The organism is Microcoleus sp. FACHB-672 (assembly GCF_014695725.1).
GTDB lineage: Bacteria > Cyanobacteriota > Cyanobacteriia > Cyanobacteriales > Oscillatoriaceae > FACHB-68.
The window spans coordinates 64,023-81,166 of record NZ_JACJOU010000022.1 but is presented as its reverse complement, the minus strand read 5'-3'; the positions used below and the strand labels follow the sequence as shown (position 1 = coordinate 81,166).

Sequence of the window (17,144 nt, the reverse complement as noted above, 5' to 3'; positions counted from 1 at the left end):
TTTTGACTGTGAGAGCGGGGCTGTAAATGAAAGTAATGCTCGGAAATATTATCGCGATTTACCGCAAAGAGTTACAGAACTACTTTGTCTCGCCGGTCGCTTATGCAATCGCCGGCTTCTTTTGGCTGATCGCTGGGGTATTTTTTACAGCGATTTTACTGGGGCAAGAAGGCGTAATTCGGCAAGCGGCTTTAATGGATATTCAGGTACAGCAAACCGGCGTTGTCATGCCGCCAGTCGATGTGCCCTATCAATTTTTGCAGTTCTTCTTAGGATTTATGGGGCAGCTGTCACTCTACATCTTGCCCATTCTATCAATGGGTTTATATGCCGAAGAACGCAAAAGCCGTACCTTAGAGCTGCTGGCAACTTCACCGATTACGAACTGGGCAGTAGCAGTAGGTAAATTACTAGGAGTGCTGACCTTTTTTGCCACCATGATGCTGCCGATTTTAGCGTGTGAGTTGATCGCCCTGAGTGCTGCCAACCCACCTATGCCACTGAGCGTTCCCTTGTTAGGGCATTTAGGGCTGCTGTTGCTAGCTGCCAGTGTTTTATCCTTGGGAATGTTCATTTCTTCTCTGACAGACAGCACGATTTTGGCGGCAATTATTACATTTGTTGTGGTTGTGTTCCTATCCGTGATCGATTTGCTCGCAAGCGGAGTAGGTGGCCCAGTTTGGCAGGTACTGGGATCGCTATCCTTACTCAAGCCCTACGCAAATTTGGTGCGAGGGGTCGTTGATACTAGCAATCTGGTTCTATTTGCAAGTTACATTATTCTAGGCGTATTTCTAACGGCTCAATCGATTGAAACGTTGAGATTTCAGCGCTCTTAGTTTTGCCCCAAAATTAGGGGATTTAGGATGGGGCAGTTGAAACTTTAGGTGGATTGACACCCGATGAAACAGTTAAAAAATTTTTGGAAATCAGGCGGTTTTTGGATAGGCCCGTTTTTGATTGTAATGGGCTTATCGGCTGCCTTTGTTTCAGGCAGTTGGCTGCCGGTGCCGGCAGCACTGGCAATTGCCGGCATTGTAATTTTAGGGTTGTGGCTGTTGTTTCAAGGCCGTTTGGTACTGAGCTTTTTGGGTAAGCGCTCCACCCAAGCCGGTACGAATGCTGTGGCGGCTACGCTGTCAGTGCTAGTGATTTTGGGGCTAATGAATTTTTTAGCCAATCGCTATTTAGTGCGAGTGGATTTAACAGAAAATCAACTGTTTAGCTTAGCCCCTCAAACTCAGCAATTGGTGAGTAATTTAGAGCAACCTGTGAAGGTTTCGATCTTTGATCGTGTGCCGAATCCTTCAGACCAATTATTGCTACAAAATTACCAACGTTCGGGAGGCTCAAAGTTTAGTTATGAGTATGTTGATCCCCAACTGCAGCCGGCGATAGCGCAAGAGTACGGCGTGACACGCTTTGGAGAGGTACATCTCAAATCAAACGAACGGCAGCAGTTTCTGGGAAATGTTGACCCACAAAGTCGCTTAACCGAAGTAAAACTGACCAATGGGATCGCCCAACTTATCAGCGATGAAAAAACTAAAGTTTATTTCCTTCAAGGCCACGGAGAGCGCTCTCTAAAGCCCGCAGATGGGGGAATTTACCAAGCGGTTAAGTCTTTAGAAAACAGAAATTTTATTATTGAACCGCTCAATTTAGCTGAGCAGCAGGATGTGCCGGCAGATGCGGGAGTGGTGGTGATCGCCGGCCCAAAACGGGCACTGTTTGAAGGTGAGAGCAAAGCCCTGCGGCAATATCTGCAACTGGGTGGCAGTGTGTTGGTTATGGTAGATCCCTCGACCGATCCCAAGTTAAATACACTGTTGCAAGATTGGGGCGTCACCCTCGATAATCGCTTAGTCATTGATGCTTCCGGACAGGGACAGTTGGTGGGACTCGGGCCGGCTGAACCTCTAATTACGAATTATGGCAATCATCCCATCACCAAAGATTTTAGTGGGGGCTACTCCTTCTACCGAGGGGCACGATCCATTCAAACCAACGAGGTGCCGGGGATTGAGGAAACTCCCCTGCTAATCACCAATGAGCGCAGTTGGGCGGAAAGCAACCCGAAGAACCAGCCATTAAAGTTTAATGCTGAAACTGATGGCCAAGGCCCACTCATGTTGGGAGTGGCATTGAGTCGAAAAATCGCCCAAGATGGGGTGCCGGCAGCTCAACCCTCGCCGGCAGCCACAGACAAGCCAAAGGCGGAAGCGTCCCCATCGCCGACGCCAACGGCATCACCAGCAACGGAAGCGTCCCCATCGCCAACACCAACAGAATCACCGGCAACGGAAGCGTCCCCATCGCCAACCCCAACGGCATTACCGGCAATAGAAGCGTCCCCAACGCCAACAGTATCACCGGCAAGTCCAACGCCGACCCCAACGCCAACCCCAACACCGGCAGCAGGTAAGCCGGCGCAGACAAATACAGAGGCTCGAATGGTTGTCTTCGGTAACTCTGAATTTGCTACAGATGGCGTGTTCGAGCAGCAGTTAAATGGAGATGTTTTCCTCAATTCCATTAGCTGGTTGAGCAAGCAGGATGCACAAACGCTTTCCATTCGCCCAAAAGAAACAACCAACCGCAGAATCGCAATGACTGCAGAGCAAGCCTCCTTACTGGATTGGTTGTCTCGGAGGATTTTGCCGGCAGTCGGTTTGCTTTCTGCCGGGGCTTTGTGGTGGAGCCGGCGCTAACAAGTTTAGATTTTAGATTTTAGATGCGAGACTTTTTATCCCATTTAAAATTCTAAAATCTGAACTTGATATTTAACTATATTTGTACATAAAAAGCTTACTAAACCCTAACATTTTAACCGTCAGAATTCACCATGAAATTGCAGCGATCTACTCTAATTCTGATGCTCTCGGCAGTGCTTTTGGGCGGGGTTGTTTACGTTTATGAGGTTCAAGAGGCTCCTAAACGAGAAGCGGCAAAGACGAAGCAGCAGCAAATCTTTTCCTTTCAAGAAGATGACGTGCAATCTCTGAGGGTAAAAACCGCAAAACAAACCCTAGCGTTTGAGCGAGTGAGTCACAAAGAACCGGCAAAACCAGGAGAGACAAGCTGGATGATGACGGTTGTAGATTTGGCCGATCAACCTCAGCCGGCTCCTGCAGCCTGCCTGCCACCGGCTCTAACCCCAGCCGCAAAACCTGGACAAACTCCAGCCGCCACTCAAACGCCCGCTACAAGCCCAAATCCAGCCACCTGTCAGCCACCGACTGCCGGTCAGGTTTTTGCACCAACACCCACGCCGGCAACTTCACCAACGCCGACAGCAACAACTTCACCCACGCCGGCACCAACAACTTCACCGACAGCAACAACTTCACCTACGCCGGCACCAACAACTTCGCCGGCAGCCTCTCCCAAGCCAACAGCCTCTCCCACACCTGCCGCCTTACCCAAGCCTGGGGCTAAATTGCCGGCAAGTGACGCATCAGTGGCTTACTTGTTAAGTTTGCTCAGCAGTAGTAAAAGCGCTCGCACGATTGTGATGACGAACCCAGCCAAGCAGCGCCAAGACTTTGGTTTAGATGAGCCGGTGGGGACTGTAGAAGTCAAGCTCAAAAATCAGCAAACCCATCGCTTAATCTTGGGCAAGCCGGATTTCAATCAAAGCTTCTTGTACGCCCAAGCCAATCCCTCAGAGAACCGGCTTGAAGCGATTGAGGTGCTGCTGGTGCCTACAGATTTTGAAAATGCTGTTGATCGACCGCTCTTAGAATGGAAAAAGGAGTACAAAGACTCTAAACCACCTGAAACCACCCCTAAGGATAAAAAACCGCAGAACCCTTCTCAGGATAAGCAACCGCAAGGCACTTCTCCAGATAAAACGCCTGCCGGTGCTTCTATCACTCCTAAAAATAGCCCTAAAAATAATGCTGAAGGCGCTGTTAAAAATCCTGATGGGAATGCGGAAAAATCTCCTCCAGTCGAGTCCCCACAGCCAGATTCTCCCCAGCCGAACGAATAACGACATCAGAACGGTTAAAACCGGAGAAAAACAGGGTGTTGCTGAAGGAGTAATGATGTAACCACGCAATAGTTTGGTTAAAATATCATTACTTTTTCAGCAATGCTAATAATTAGAAGTGATTGAATGCTGTATTCAGCCATTGAAGCTAGACACCAGAGAATTCAAGTCAAGGCTTTTTACCAGCTGGATCGCATCTTGAGGTAAATTTCCGATCTCACCCCACAACTGTCCGGGGCTGATGCCAAAGACAGATTGCAATACCACTACGAGCGCTAAAATTGTCAAAATCAGCCCAAAACCCGCTTTTAACATTCTAAATAGCAACATCACGAGCAAAAATGACACAGCGAGCGCTGCAACCACTAACACAGTTTGCGAATCTAATGATCCAATTAAAGAATCCATAATGCTTAATGAGTGAGTAACAATGAGCTAGTTAATCAAAGGAATTAAATGTGACTGAGTCCACCAAAACTGTGAATGGCTTGGCTGACATTTGAGCCTCTGCTCGTCTTGAGAACCCCCAAGCAAACACCCCTCCAAATGACTCGCCAAAAGGTGGGTGCAGCTTCTAGAGATGGCTCCATGTAGATCATCTCCTGTGCGGTGCGAAATTGCTCCCAGAAATACTTGCCGGCTAACCAGAGAAGATAGAGCGCACCAACAAATTCAAATTGCCAGAATTGCATGACCCAGGTTGCCGTGAAAAGCAACGAAATCCGTCGAACGAAGGCATCTGCTAATCCCCAGTTTAACGCTTGTCCTTGCTGTTTTGGGCGTGATAAGGGTTGCATAAATGCCGCTAGTGCAACCGCATTATCAGCCGAGAGAACTGTTTCTAGGGCAACGAGCGCTAGGAGAATAAATACCTTTTTGTACGGCAGGTTGATTTGAAGAGCTTGCCGGTCAACCCACCTGTACTCCTCCCATTAATCGTCAAGTTCCACTGCTGTAAACGTACTGGGAATGCGGGATTCAATAAATCTCTGCGATACGTTGGGAATTGTCAGCTCATTCTCCTGGGACGACTTGAGCGCCGGCAGATTAAATTCAATCGCAGAGCTGTCAGGATTAATGCTCGCGACTAAACGGGTACCATCCAGAATTTTGAACACAGCTGGTGTTGACTCAATACCTGCAACGTTGATACCACTGGGTAGGTAAATTCCTTGGCAATCCCAGCCTTCAGGAGTTGTCTCACCGTTTGCCAAGAAGTAGAGATTGTTATTACCAGTGTTCGATTCCTCCGAGGCGGGGCCAATGATAGCGATTGTATTGCCGGTTTCATTACTGCATTGCCCCCAGGTGACACCCGACTCGATTGCAGCTTTTTGCAAAGTCAACTCCTCAATTCGCTGTTGCAATTCTGGAGTAAGATCCTGAGTTTCCTGAAGTGCTGACAAACCGTTTAGTGTTCTTGTCACCTGAACATAGTCAGGATTTTTAGAAACCTTAGGTCGATCTGCTAGAGAGGGTTGGGCGATCGCTAGATTTACCACAAAAATTAGTAGGACTAGCACCATCTTGAAAAGATTCTTCATGTTGTTCTCTTGTGATAACTAGAGAGGTTTGCCAAAAGTTCTTCTGTCTTTTATCCCAAGTGATGGTCTTGCTTGACAAGAATCCATCAAAAAAGCATAACTTCATCCTATGCATCTCCACTGATAAGAGCAAATACTCTTTTTTTTTAAATGGATAAACTGAGTTGATGGAAAACTGGGGGGCTGGAATACCCTTGAATCGGAGCAATGCTCTTATGGGGACTGGGGGTTAAAAATTACAGAGCATAAGGCCAATTCAAGTCATTATTTTAATTTATCGATTGAACAAATAAGAATATTTGATTTTATTGAATAACCTGCGTATTGTGAAACTATACCGAGTGCAGCACAGATAAAACAAACGAAGGGTCGCACTCATACAGGCATGAAACGAATTTGAATGTGCAAGAGGTAACACATGAACTCAGTTGCATCCACGCAAGCCGGTATCAACGCTAAGCAACAAGCCCCTGTCGTTCTGAAACAGCCACAATCTGCAAAGATTCAACCACCACAGAAGAAGCCCTTAACATTTACAACGTTGATGTAGAGTCCGGACTTTAGGCACAACAGAATTTAGAGCATCAACTAACATGAACGGACTAATCACGGCAATTTCAACCGGCTTTACCGCCTTCACGGCAACCAACCTGGATGACATTTTGATTTTGATGTTGTTCTTTTCCCAGGTCAACGCCATCTTTCGCAAGCGCCACATCGTTGCCGGACAGTATCTTGGCTTTGCCGCCCTAGTTGGAGCCAGCCTTCCCAGTTTCTTTGGGAGTTTGTTGTTGCCGCGTCCCTGTATTGGGCTATTAGGATTGGTTCCGATTGCAATCGGCATCAGCCGATTAGTAAATGCCAATACAGAAAATGATGCTGAATCAGACGAAACGCCAGCGCAGCCTTCTTGGTTTAGCAGTTTCATCTCACCCCAGGCGTATAGTGTGGCAGCGGTAACCTTTGCTAATGGCGGTGACAACATTGGAATCTATATGCCCTTGTTTGCCAGCTGTACCTGGCAAAATCTAGTTATCATTCTAGGAGTGTTTTTCTCGCTAGTAGGTGTGTGGTGTCTTGCTGCCTACCAATTAACCAAAATTCCTGCAATCGCCGACAATCTAACTCGTCACGGCAATCATCTAGTCCCCTTTGTTTTGATTAGCTTAGGTGTGTTGATTCTCGTTGATAGCCGCACTTTAGAAAATCCAGGATTAGCGGTACTGACACTCGTGATTAGTGGTCTTTACCTGCTGAAGGTAATAACAACGATCAGTCAAACGCTACAAACCCAAGCATCACTATTGAAAGTTCAGAAGTAGACAAGTGGTGTGCGAGTCTAAACCTATGTTTCTTTCTTGCACATCTGGCAAAAGTCACAAGCTCATTTCTAACTTTTGCCCCACATTTTTAGTAGAAATGTCCAGTAATCTCAAAGGAAGGAGTATTCCATGAAATTTCTCAAACTTGCTCTCGTCGCACTGGTGCTTCTGGCCAACCTCATCATTGCCCCTCCTTCTTGGGCCGGCAAGGATTTCACGAAGGGAACGGATTACACAGAAGTAACGCAAGCCATCAATCAATTACTGCAAGCTAAGAACAATCCAGAGCAAGCCGGTTACACACCTGAAACCTATCAGCAAAAACTTAGCCAGTTGCAACAGCAGAAGTACGTGATGGAAACAGCTCAAAAGCGGGCACAATGCCATAACGAAACCACCGGGACGCTAGCGGTGTATGCCAACAAGCCGAAGAAGTCTCCCACACAACTCTATTACCTGGCTGCGGGTGAGGAAACCGATGATGATTGGGATTGCGATGGATATTATCTACCTGCGGGAACTCAGGTAGTTCTCGGCCCCAATGCGGAAGCACAAGTGTTGACAGAGCCGGTAGCGATCAAGTTTGTAGATGGCACTCAGTCGATTGTAAGAACAAGTTCTGCGACAGGTGTAATTGAAGTGAATGTGGTTCCTGCTCAGGTGTTTAAAGCCGGTGAGACAAATTGGACAATTCCTAGCTTGTCTCAGGCAGATGTCAATGCCCAAACTCCCAGCCCACAAATTATTGACTAGGTTTCAAAAAAAGCTGTCAGTTTCTTGCTACGCGATCACCTCAAATCCCCTCAGCAGAAAAATGTCTTTGAGGGGATTTGCACTTATTTAAGGCGCAAATGTTCCAATTTAATCTAGTGTTCGTCGCTAAACCGAAAGCTTTTGCGAGATCGTTAGCAAGACCAATATGATTCGTATCGAAGGGGAAAATACAATACTGAGGCATTACCTGAGCCGATGACCTCGCAAAACCTTGTGCTATTCCAAGTTGGCGCTTGATCTTGAAGTGTTCACTGCGGTTAATGCGGCACTATTTGAAGTATGGGGCGGTTCCTCTGCCTAGTTAAATCATGAGTCATTTAGCAACACCAAAAACAGTTAACTTTAAACTTGCTGAAGTTCGGCTGTACATAGAAGTGCCGGCGCAAGTCAAAAATTCGCCATAACAGGCTAGCAATACTTGGCATATTCGCTCTGGGTGAAACCAAACTATCAGACGAGTTCGCTCGTAGTTGTAAATAGGCAGCAAACGCTCTTTTCCAAGCACCGGCAGCCTTTCCCAGATTCCCCAAGCATTTGCTTCAGAAATCTTAATGAAATTTCTCATCAAATCGCTTTAACCTAACAATTTGGGGTGGCTTTTTGACTTTGGGCCGCATCAAACGTCCTGCACCGTCAATTTTGTTGAGAAATTTAGCATGAGCAGTAATCTAGCGACCAAATTGCGTGAGGGCACTAAGAAGTCCCACACGATGGCAGAAAATGTCGGATTTATCAAGTGCTTCTTAAAAGGCACCGTTGAGAAAACCTCTTATCGGAAGCTCGTTAGCAACCTCTACTTCGTCTACTCCGCAATGGAAGAAGAGATGGAGCGCAACCGGCAGCACCCGATCGTCTCTAAATTTTACTTCCCTGAGTTGAACCGCAAGGCCAGCTTAGAGCAGGATCTGCAATACTACTACGGCCCGAATTGGCGCGAACAAGTGGCTCCCTCATCGGCAGCTCAAGCTTACGTGCAGCAAATTCGCAACGTATCTAATTCTGCGCCTGAACTCTTAGCCGCTCACTCCTACACTCGCTACCTAGGTGACTTGTCTGGTGGCCAAATCCTCAAAGGGATTGCCCAACGGGGAATGAACTTAACAGAGGGTGAAGGCACCGCTTTCTACGAGTTTGCAGAAATTCCTGACGAAAAAGCGTTCAAAGCCACCTACCGGCAGGCAATGAACGACTTGCCGATTGATGAAGCCACGGCAGAGCGCATTGTGACTGAAGCGAATGATGCCTTTGGCATGAATATGAAGCTTTTCCAAGAATTAGAAGGCAATTTGATCAAAGCAATTGGTCTCATGCTCTTTAATTCTCTAACGCGCCGCCGCGCTCGTGGCAGCACCGAATTAGTCACAGCCGATTAAATTCTGAAACAGGCTCGTTGAATGTTCGATTTTAGATTTTGGATTTTGGGTTTTGGATTTTGTGGTGAATCTAAAATCTGAAATCTAAAATCTAAAATCAGAGCCATCTGAAATTAAGAACAGACTTGTAAATCAATACCACACTCATCCACGAGATAGCACATTGCTCGAAATCGCAAGCCAACCAGTTGATCGTAGAGAGGATTGAGCTTGCACATTGGCGGAATGTGAAACAGGGTGCGACCCAAGATTTTGATATCTCGCTCGAAGGGACACTGAGCGGGAATCGCTTTATAAATAAACTGAGCGACCTCAGGATTGCGAATCTCCAGTTGGTCAAGCCGTTGACGCAGGGGGTTCAGGAGATCGAATCTATGTTGAGTCATAACTTCACCTACCAGTGAGTGGGCTGTCGCTTGTTTCTTTACTGTTTCTACTTACAACGATACAAATTTCAATAAATAGTTGGGTAAAGGAAGAAAGAAAAGTCCCCTTGAGATTGTGAAGCTTTGATAAACTAAATTTTCTGTTTGGTAGCCTTTGTTACGATTGCGCCCGTGGTTTCGCGGTTATCATCTTTTGGCAAATCGCTGGAATGACTGCTACGGCTGTATTTTTGAGGGTGTGGTACGCAAGATCGTTTAACGTATACAAGTGTGGGTTTTGAACCTCTAAGTCACCCCTGTTGGTTTTGATCAGAAATTGGCTGACAGCTAAGGCGAACGCTATTCGCAATTTTAGGCAAAAAATCAAAATCTTGAATTCTTCTTCCCCTTTCCCTGTATAAAAGTCCAATTTATGCACAATCCCAATTATACAAAACGCTAGAAAAATCAAGATTTCTCAAGGCTGATTCTTTGATAAAAAAGTTGCATATACCCCCATCTCCCCAGTGGATATAAATTTTGTCAGTGCCGCTATCATCAGAGTCAATTTGCAACAGTAGAATGTACGGATCTGCTTCTTCTGGCAAGTTTTCTCTGGGATCGCTTTGAATAAATTCAGGATAACCTCCTAACCGATGTCCTAACTCAAATTGATTATGATATTCGTTCCATAGCAAGAAGTTATTCTCTTTAAGTACCTCCTCTATTTCACCTTTAATTAATTGGTTAAAATTAAAATCTTCGGGTGTGATAGGAGAAGAGTTTAATTTGAAAGTTAAAGCAAAGCAGTCTTTTCTGTCTGGCGTATATGAAGAATAGCTGCCGAAAGGACTATAGTTTCTATGCCACAAAGTTGGTAAGAAACTGAAGTCTGTGAGAAGGTTATTCTCGTTAAAGTCAGGTTCGGGAAAATAAAGAACGCGAAAACCTTCCTGAATCGTCGGTTTGTCCCAATCACAACCGTAAAACTCTCCTGGTTCAGAGATATAAAATTGGAGAATTCCTTTATTGGGAAATCCCTCCAAGTGCGGAACCTCTTCGAAGTTAATTTGGGCAAGGAGGTAGAGATATTCACCCTCTGGAGTTTTGGGATAATCAAAGTTTTTGGGCAAGTAGGGAAATCCAGCAAATTTACTTTGCCAAGGATTCACTTCTCTTGTCACGTGAGTTTGGATTTCAATATAGGGCTTGACAGTTGCTTCAAATTGACTTCTAAACCTTTCTAAACCAAGAGGAAGTTCAAAATTTTTCATTTCTGCACTTACTAGGAAGATTTTCTAAATTGATAAGATAATGGTAAACCACTGAGATGCTGTAGTCTAGGAGCAGTATGAATTACTACAACAGTCAAAAAGCTTAAAGCGCTTTGCCGGCACCGCCTTACTATTGTTTTTGGCGGATGCCGGCAGAGTGCTAAATTTTAAAGCAAATTATCCAAATCGATAATGCTTTTTCACATCCTTGCGAATGTTCCAAATGCAAGACATTCCAGCTGGAAATGTGACTAAATCTCCTTTGCCCATTTCAACCGGCTCACCTTCTGCCGGTGTCACCACCACATCTCCTTCTAAGAAGTAGCAAGTTTCCGCTTCGTCATACGTCCAGGGAAACTCAGAGGCTTCTTTCGTCCAAATTCCCCAGCTAAAAGCACCCAGCCGGTTGAGGTGTTCTTCACTAGGTTGACGATCAACTTTAATTTCCATCGTCTGGTTCACTTCCACTGCCTCCTTTACGGGTCTTTCATAGGAAGAATATCACCCCACCGGCACGATTTTAACTCTCTGCGCTGGGAACAGAAGCCGGTTTTTGTTGCCGTTCCAAGTATTGACTTAATGCGTAAGCCATATCTGCCCGTGTCATGGGATTTAAAGGATTAATACTGTTACTCGCATCAGTATTTACAAATCCCTCATACAACGCTGTCGCCATTGATTTTTTTGCCCAAGCCGGTATCGTTGCAGAATCCGGATATTTGCCCATAATGGCGGCAACGTTTTCATCCGGAAACTGAAAGACGCCATGCGCTTGCGCGAAAATTGCAAAGGCTTCTGCCCGACTCACTCTTTGGTTCGGGAAAAACATTCCATCCCGATAGCCGTTCATAATGCCGGTTTTTAAAACAACTTGAATGTCGTTAGATGCCCAGTGAGAAGTGGGAACATCAGGAACTTCCAGCACTGTTTCTTTTTGGGCGGCAGCGCGTTTATCCAGCTTAAAGGTTTTTACCAAAATCGTTGCGAGTTCGGCGCGGCTTAAAGGTTTTTCTGGGTAAAAGTTTCCATCTTGGAAGTTCGTCATTAACCCAGCCGCAACTACTTCTTGGATGGGATCAGACGTTTCTTGAGCTTGAGCGATAGCCGGCAAGAATTGCAACAGCATTGTAAGTGAGAGAAGGCTAGCAAACCGTTTCATGATTTAAATCACTCCAAAAGGTTAAGGCTAATTATTGCTTGATTCTCTATATTTGAGGAGAATCGCTTTTAAGAAGTTCCCATGTCTGAAGAGAGTTTATGGCAGAAGTGAAATAGTGTGATGTGATTCACTTCCTTTGCAATGATTGTCTCTCGACTTCCCTTATTTTGAAGTCATGCTTTTGCATCACCCAAATGGGTGAAATATGATTGCTAGTAGAAATATTTTGCCAGGGAACCGCGTTGCGTGTTGTGAGCGATTCTGGAGTCAGTTGTGTGGTGATTTATATTTTTAGAGCCTTATCACTGTAGAGACTCTATCGATTTTTCTACCGGCCCTCCCGCTATTCCCCAATGGACAATTTAACTGTGTAACGGGGGAAAAGAAAGTGCAAAGGTTTTGGGATGCCGGCTATCCTTAATGAGTTGAACTGTTTCAAGAGTGGTTGGTTTTAATTTTGTGGTTTTGTTCGTTAGTTTCAAGCGCAAGATTGAATATCTACACCGCACTCATCAACTAAATAGCACAAGGCGCGAAAACGCAAACCAACCAATTGATCGTACAGGGGATTGAGCTTGCACAATGGAGGAATATGCCCAACTTTATGGCCAAGAATCTTGATATCTCGCTCAAAGGGACACTGTGCCGGAATCGCTTTATACAGAAACTTAGCAAGTTCAGGATCGCGAATTTCCCATTGATCAAGCCGCTGACGCACAGGTTGCAGCAGATCGATTTTTAGTTTGGAAAGTTTCGCGTGTTTGGCCGCTTTTAAGCGCTTTCCAGCTCCCTTTAAACTAGAGAAAGAGGCTGAGTGAGAGTTTGTCCAGATGGTGCCCATAGTTTCACCTAATCGGTTTGATGGATTGAGCTTAATGTTTTGTAACATTCCTCTTTATCTTGACACACCCACCAATAGATTGTTCCTGAAACTGATAGAGAAAAATCCGAACCTTTTAATAAATTTAGGTTATTGCACCGTAACACGAGCCACAGCATGAGCTGTGTCAGTCAAGCGAGAAAAATTGGCAAACTCAGCCATAATTTAGCATATAGACTGTGCGAAAAATCAGTTGGGTTTTCCGCTCAAAACAATTGATTAGAATTTCTGAGCCGAGCTTAAACAAGTCGTTATCAAACTTGGCTACTGCGTCCGAAGCTTAGAAGGAAGCTCTCTATCTTATATAAAACCTTTTTTACTAAAAGCAGGAGTACCTAGAGTCAGATTTTTTGAAAGTACAGCTATGAATAGTACAACCTAAGATTGACTTGCCTTGAAGCATAAAAATATTTAAGTTATAATATAATTATTATCACTTCATAAATTTAAAGTGTAATTTTTGCTACCAATTGAAATCGTCTCAATCACTTCAAAGGTAACAAAGAGGTTTAGAGGTTATTTCTTAGTGCTTAGAAGTGCCGGCGAAATAACAACGGATACCTAACCCAGTGTAGAGACACTGAGGGACTGACCTGGACGTTATAGAATTTTGATTGACAGACAGACAAAATTAAACGTTAAATACATCTAAAGTCGGAAACCGTGTGAAGATTGGAACCGGCGCAATTGTGGTTGGCGTAAAACTGCGCGACGGGGCGCAAGTGCCAGAAAAAGCAATGATTACAACTCAGGCGCAAGCAGACGCCTTGAAAGTGGCAAAAAGTTGAGCGCAGAGGTTGAAGCCGGCAAAAAAACTGCGGCTTCAACCTCAATATTTAAACCAGTGCCGGCTCTGGTAGTGCTCCTTGCATTCTGCCCAGCCAATCTATCAAGTGTTCCAGTTGCTTATCGGCATTTAAAATACCCAAGCCTCGAACCGTCACTTTACCGGCACTGTAAACAAATCGCGACTGCAAATGTTCCGGTAAATTCGCCTTGAGTAAATTCCAAGCCGGTTCCTCCATTGGCGTTTCCAAAACAACGTGCTGAGATCCTTCCGGTTTAATCCGCGAAAAGCCCAGCTTTTTGGCACACTGTTTCAGTTCCACCACCCGCACCAACTGCTCTGCAGCGCGTGGCATGGCACCATAGCGATCTCGCCAATCTGCCTCAATTTGCTTTAATTCCTGCTTAGAGCCGGCAGACGCCACAGCCCGGTAAGCGCTCATCTTCTGATCCAAATCCGGGATATAATCAGCCGGGATAAACGCAGTCAAGTGCAGATCGATTTGCGTATCGTCCACTTGTGGAATTTCTTGACCGCGAATTTCGCGAATCGCCTCTTCCAGCATTTCCATATAGAGATCAAAGCCGATCACATCCATCTGCCCCGATTGTTCAGCACCCAAGAGATTGCCAACGCCCCGGATTTCCATATCCCGCATTGCCAACTGATAGCCAGAACCCAACTGAGTGAACTCCTGAATCGCTCTCAAACGCTGCCGCGCACTATCCGTCAGTTGACTTTGTTTGCGATAGAACAACCAGGCATGAGCTTGAATGCCGGCACGTCCCACCCGTCCTCGCAACTGGTACAACTGCGCCAAACCAAACTTCTGGGCATCTTCAATCAGAATCGTATTCACGCGGGGAATATCTAAACCCGATTCAATAATGGTTGTACAAAGCAAAATATCCGCCTCGCCGGCACTAAACGCCAGCATCGTCGCTTCCAACTCTGACTCATCCAATTGCCCATGTGCGATCGCAATCCGACTTCCCGGCAGCATTTCCCGCAACTGACCGGCAACCTCTTCAATGCCATCCACACGCGGCACCACATAAAACACCTGACCCCCGCGATCCAACTCCTGACGAATCGCAGTTCGCACCGTTTCCCCATCATAAGGGGCTAAATGGGTTTGAATCGGACGCCGAGAAGCCGGTGGCGTTGTAATCAAACTCATCTCCCGAATTCCCGACAAAGACATATACAATGTGCGAGGAATTGGCGTTGCACTGAGCGTCAGCACATCCACTTGCGTTTTCAGGGATTTAATCTTTTCCTTCTGGTTCACCCCAAAACGCTGTTCCTCATCCACCACCATCAGCCCCAAATCCTTGAAGCTGACACCCTTGCTTAAAATTGCCTGAGTGCCGACAACCACATCCAGTTCGCCCGTCGCCAGCCGGCGCTGAATTTCGCGGCGTTCCTCAGCACTACGGAAGCGGTTGAGTAAACCAATATGAATCGGGTAAGGGGCAAAACGTTCTTTGAGCGTGTGATAGTGCTGCTGCGTCAGAATCGTAGTCGGTGCCAGGAGGGCGACTTGTTTGCCGGCAGTCACGGCTTTAAAAATTGCGCGGATCGCCACTTCTGTTTTACCAAACCCGACATCGCCGCACACCAAGCGATCCATCGGGCGAGCGCTTTCCATATCCCGCTTCACATCTTGCGTTGCCTTCAATTGATCCGTTGTCGGTTGATAGGGAAAAGAATCTTCTAATTCCTGCTGCCAAGGCATATCTGGCGGGTAAGCAGTTCCCTGCTGCTGCGATCGCTTGGCGTAGAGATTGAGCAAGTCAACCGCCAGCTTTTTAACAGTTTTGCGGACTTTGTTTTTCGTCGATTCCCAAGCTTTGCCGGTTAATTTATTCAGTTCCGGTGCCCTTCCGTCAGCAGTACGATAGCGCGACAGGGAACCCAACTGATCGGCGGCAACTCTCAGCAAGCCGTCTGCATATTTCACCACCAAATACTCACGGGTGTCTTTGTTGATGCTGAGACTTTCCAGCTTGAGAAATTTGCCGACGCCATGATGCCGGTGAACCACATAATCACCGGGACTGAGCTTGTTGGGATCAACTTGCTTGGATGTCGCACGCCGGCGCTTACGAACATAGCTGGGTGTCGCTAAAGAATGCTGTCCGAAAAACTCCCGATCAGTAACAACAACTAAGCGAAACGTGGGTAAAACAAATCCTTCGAGTTCTGCAAGTCCACTATATTTCAGCGCCACCGGCGTGTGCGAGATCGCTAACTTATCAATCGCGGGATAGTCGCGGGGATTGGGGACAAACTGGGCGGGACAGTCGTGTTCTTGCAGCAGAGAAACGGAGCGCGAAGGCTGTGCGGAGACAAGGAACACGGTAAAGCCGCGATCTCGCTCTTGCCGCACAATATCGGCGATTTTCGCAAATTGGTGGGGCGTCACCGGCACTGGCCGGCTGGCCAAGTTGAGCGCGGATTGCTGGGTGGCAGAGGTTTCTGCGAGTTCAGATAAGGTTAAATATTCAAAGCTGCCGGCGGCTGCCAGGGAATCTGTAAAAGAGCGGTGAATTTTGGGCAGTGATAGGGGTGCGCCTACGGTTTGCCAGTGTTCTTCGACGTGTTCATACCAGCGATCACCGTGCGCTTGACACTGTTCTGGCTCATCAATGGCAACTAAAGTATTTTCAGGTAAATAGTCGAGGAGGGATGCCGGCGCATCAAACGCCATACCCAAGAGCCGGCGAACCCCTTCTAAAGGTTTGGAATTTTTCGATTGCCCGTTTGATTCCTCCAGTTCTAAATCTACGCTGGAAAATTTAAAATTGCTGGGCAGCGCTTCGATAACAATGGGCGCAAAATCTGTGGGGGTGAGTACCAGCCGGTCAACTTTATCGAGGGATCGCTGGGTTGCGGGGTCAAACTCGCGTAAATCCTCTAAGTCGTCGCCAAACCAATCCAAGCGCACCGGCAATTCAGCAGCAACGGGAAAGATATCAATAATATCCCCACGCCGGCTCCACTGTCCCTCTGTTTCCACTTGGGGAACGCGCTCATAGCCCAACTGCGCTAGCTTCTCGCTGAAGGTGGCTAAATCCCATGTCATGCCTCGATTTAGGGTGAGGCAGTAGGGTTTAAACGTCTCAACAGGGGGTAAATGAGGTTGCAGTGCCCTTTCTGTGGCGACAATAGCTAAATTTTTTTCTCCTTGCACCAAATCGGCTAGCACCTGCATTTGCCCCCAAGTCGTCTCGGATTCTGGGTCAAATGGTTCGTAGGGCGATGCTTCCGAGGTGGGGTAAAAATGTACCGTTTGCCAGCCCATTGCTTCGATCTGAGCCGCCCAGCGACCGGCTTCTTCTAAGGTTGCTGCCACAACCAACAAATTACGCCCTTCTTGCTGTGCCAAGGCTGAAGCCACCATGCCTTTGGGCAAGCGAGGGAAGCCATTGAGGGCAAGGGAACGCTGCCGGTGCAGTTTGTTCAGGAGTTCTGTACTTAGCTGGGTTCGCCCAAGGGCACGAATAATAGAAGAGAAAGCCATAGTCTCGATTTTACAGTTTAGATTCTAGATGAAGAGAATTGTTGAAATCCTTGATAGATTTAGGTTCTAGCTTTTGGTGGACTGTTTTTTTATCACGAATCAATCGGATATTAAAGCAGTGGTAGAAATTGTTTAACAGGTAAGGG

18 protein-coding genes and 1 pseudogene are annotated in these 17,144 nt (G+C 46.5%); 9 read left to right on the top strand and 10 right to left on the bottom strand.

Annotated elements, in window-relative coordinates; all coding sequences use genetic code 11:
* Nucleotides 1-26 precede the first annotated feature (26 nt).
* The 3 genes from H6F56_RS18065 to H6F56_RS26450 all read left to right on the top strand — a co-directional run bounded on the left by H6F56_RS18065 (nucleotide 27) and on the right by H6F56_RS26450 (nucleotide 3,994).
* On the top strand, nucleotides 27-839 hold the full coding sequence (locus tag H6F56_RS18065; RefSeq protein WP_190670898.1) for an ABC transporter permease: 813 nt from the start codon (nucleotides 27-29) through the stop codon (nucleotides 837-839).
* 63 nt (nucleotides 840-902) lie between these two features.
* Nucleotides 903-2,711, top strand: a complete 1,809-nt coding sequence (locus H6F56_RS18060; RefSeq protein ID WP_190670896.1) for a GldG family protein — start codon at nucleotides 903-905, stop codon at nucleotides 2,709-2,711.
* A 134-nt stretch (nucleotides 2,712-2,845) separates the two neighbouring features.
* On the top strand, nucleotides 2,846-3,994 hold the full coding sequence (locus H6F56_RS26450; RefSeq protein WP_242032069.1) for a DUF4340 domain-containing protein: 1,149 nt from the start codon (nucleotides 2,846-2,848) through the stop codon (nucleotides 3,992-3,994).
* Between the two features lie 135 nt (nucleotides 3,995-4,129).
* Here the strand turns inward: H6F56_RS26450 and H6F56_RS18050 are convergent, their stop codons facing one another.
* From H6F56_RS18050 to H6F56_RS18040, 3 genes are all read right to left on the bottom strand, one after another.
* Nucleotides 4,130-4,402, bottom strand: coding sequence for a hypothetical protein (locus tag H6F56_RS18050; protein ID WP_190670894.1), 273 nt, complete (start codon nucleotides 4,400-4,402; stop codon nucleotides 4,130-4,132).
* A gap of 44 nt (nucleotides 4,403-4,446) precedes the next feature.
* The gene (locus H6F56_RS18045; RefSeq protein WP_323798987.1) at nucleotides 4,447-4,860 is read right to left on the bottom strand and encodes a TerC family protein; all 414 of its coding nucleotides are present in this window, start codon (nucleotides 4,858-4,860) and stop codon (nucleotides 4,447-4,449) included.
* Between the two features lie 66 nt (nucleotides 4,861-4,926).
* Nucleotides 4,927-5,538 (bottom strand): hypothetical protein, encoded by a 612-nt coding sequence (locus H6F56_RS18040; protein WP_190670891.1) that lies wholly within the window; start codon nucleotides 5,536-5,538, stop codon nucleotides 4,927-4,929.
* Between the two features lie 418 nt (nucleotides 5,539-5,956).
* On the opposite strand from H6F56_RS18040, the gene H6F56_RS26940 reads away from it, so the two are divergent.
* The 4 genes and pseudogenes from H6F56_RS26940 to H6F56_RS26445 all read left to right on the top strand — a co-directional run.
* Complete coding sequence (locus tag H6F56_RS26940; protein WP_255513741.1) at nucleotides 5,957-6,088, top strand: hypothetical protein; 132 nt, start codon at nucleotides 5,957-5,959, stop codon at nucleotides 6,086-6,088.
* Nucleotides 6,089-6,131: 43 nt separating this feature from the next.
* Entirely contained in the window at nucleotides 6,132-6,860 is a 729-nt protein-coding gene (locus H6F56_RS18035) for a cadmium resistance transporter (RefSeq protein ID WP_190670889.1), read from the top strand.
* 129 nt (nucleotides 6,861-6,989) lie between these two features.
* Nucleotides 6,990-7,613, top strand: a complete 624-nt coding sequence (locus H6F56_RS18030; RefSeq protein WP_190670887.1) for a hypothetical protein — start codon at nucleotides 6,990-6,992, stop codon at nucleotides 7,611-7,613.
* A 145-nt stretch (nucleotides 7,614-7,758) separates the two neighbouring features.
* Nucleotides 7,759-7,939: pseudogene (locus H6F56_RS26445) on the top strand (IS1 family transposase); the annotation flags it as partial.
* A gap of 8 nt (nucleotides 7,940-7,947) precedes the next feature.
* On the opposite strand, the gene H6F56_RS18025 reads toward H6F56_RS26445, so the two are convergent.
* A complete protein-coding gene (locus H6F56_RS18025) occupies nucleotides 7,948-8,199 on the bottom strand; it encodes a hypothetical protein (protein WP_190670885.1) in 252 nt (83 codons plus the stop codon).
* A gap of 91 nt (nucleotides 8,200-8,290) precedes the next feature.
* On the opposite strand from H6F56_RS18025, the gene H6F56_RS18020 reads away from it, so the two are divergent.
* The gene (locus tag H6F56_RS18020) at nucleotides 8,291-9,007 is read left to right on the top strand and encodes a heme oxygenase (biliverdin-producing) (RefSeq protein ID WP_190670884.1); all 717 of its coding nucleotides are present in this window, start codon (nucleotides 8,291-8,293) and stop codon (nucleotides 9,005-9,007) included.
* Between the two features lie 113 nt (nucleotides 9,008-9,120).
* On the opposite strand, the gene H6F56_RS18015 is transcribed toward H6F56_RS18020, so the two are convergent.
* The 5 genes from H6F56_RS18015 to H6F56_RS17995 all read right to left on the bottom strand — a co-directional run bounded on the left by H6F56_RS18015 (nucleotide 9,121) and on the right by H6F56_RS17995 (nucleotide 12,646).
* The gene (locus tag H6F56_RS18015) at nucleotides 9,121-9,393 is read right to left on the bottom strand and encodes a Mo-dependent nitrogenase C-terminal domain-containing protein (RefSeq protein WP_190670882.1); all 273 of its coding nucleotides are present in this window, start codon (nucleotides 9,391-9,393) and stop codon (nucleotides 9,121-9,123) included.
* Nucleotides 9,394-9,803: 410 nt separating this feature from the next.
* Nucleotides 9,804-10,646 carry a YwqG family protein gene (locus tag H6F56_RS18010; protein ID WP_190670880.1) on the bottom strand — a complete coding sequence of 281 codons (843 nt, stop codon included), beginning with the start codon at nucleotides 10,644-10,646 and terminating at the stop codon, nucleotides 9,804-9,806.
* A gap of 177 nt (nucleotides 10,647-10,823) precedes the next feature.
* On the bottom strand, nucleotides 10,824-11,108 hold the full coding sequence (locus H6F56_RS18005) for a cupin domain-containing protein (protein ID WP_309236569.1): 285 nt from the start codon (nucleotides 11,106-11,108) through the stop codon (nucleotides 10,824-10,826).
* 58 nt (nucleotides 11,109-11,166) lie between these two features.
* Nucleotides 11,167-11,805, bottom strand: coding sequence for an S-layer homology domain-containing protein (locus H6F56_RS18000; protein ID WP_190670877.1), 639 nt, complete (start codon nucleotides 11,803-11,805; stop codon nucleotides 11,167-11,169).
* 478 nt (nucleotides 11,806-12,283) lie between these two features.
* Nucleotides 12,284-12,646 (bottom strand): Mo-dependent nitrogenase C-terminal domain-containing protein, encoded by a 363-nt coding sequence (locus H6F56_RS17995; protein ID WP_190671202.1) that lies wholly within the window; start codon nucleotides 12,644-12,646, stop codon nucleotides 12,284-12,286.
* A 704-nt stretch (nucleotides 12,647-13,350) separates the two neighbouring features.
* Here H6F56_RS17995 and H6F56_RS26935 point away from each other — a divergent pair.
* Complete coding sequence (locus tag H6F56_RS26935; RefSeq protein ID WP_255513740.1) at nucleotides 13,351-13,473, top strand: hypothetical protein; 123 nt, start codon at nucleotides 13,351-13,353, stop codon at nucleotides 13,471-13,473.
* 48 nt (nucleotides 13,474-13,521) lie between these two features.
* Here H6F56_RS26935 and mfd read toward each other — a convergent pair whose 3' ends face one another.
* Entirely contained in the window at nucleotides 13,522-16,998 is a 3,477-nt protein-coding gene (gene mfd, locus H6F56_RS17985) for a transcription-repair coupling factor (RefSeq protein ID WP_190670874.1), read from the bottom strand.
* Nucleotides 16,999-17,144: the final 146 nt, after the last annotated feature.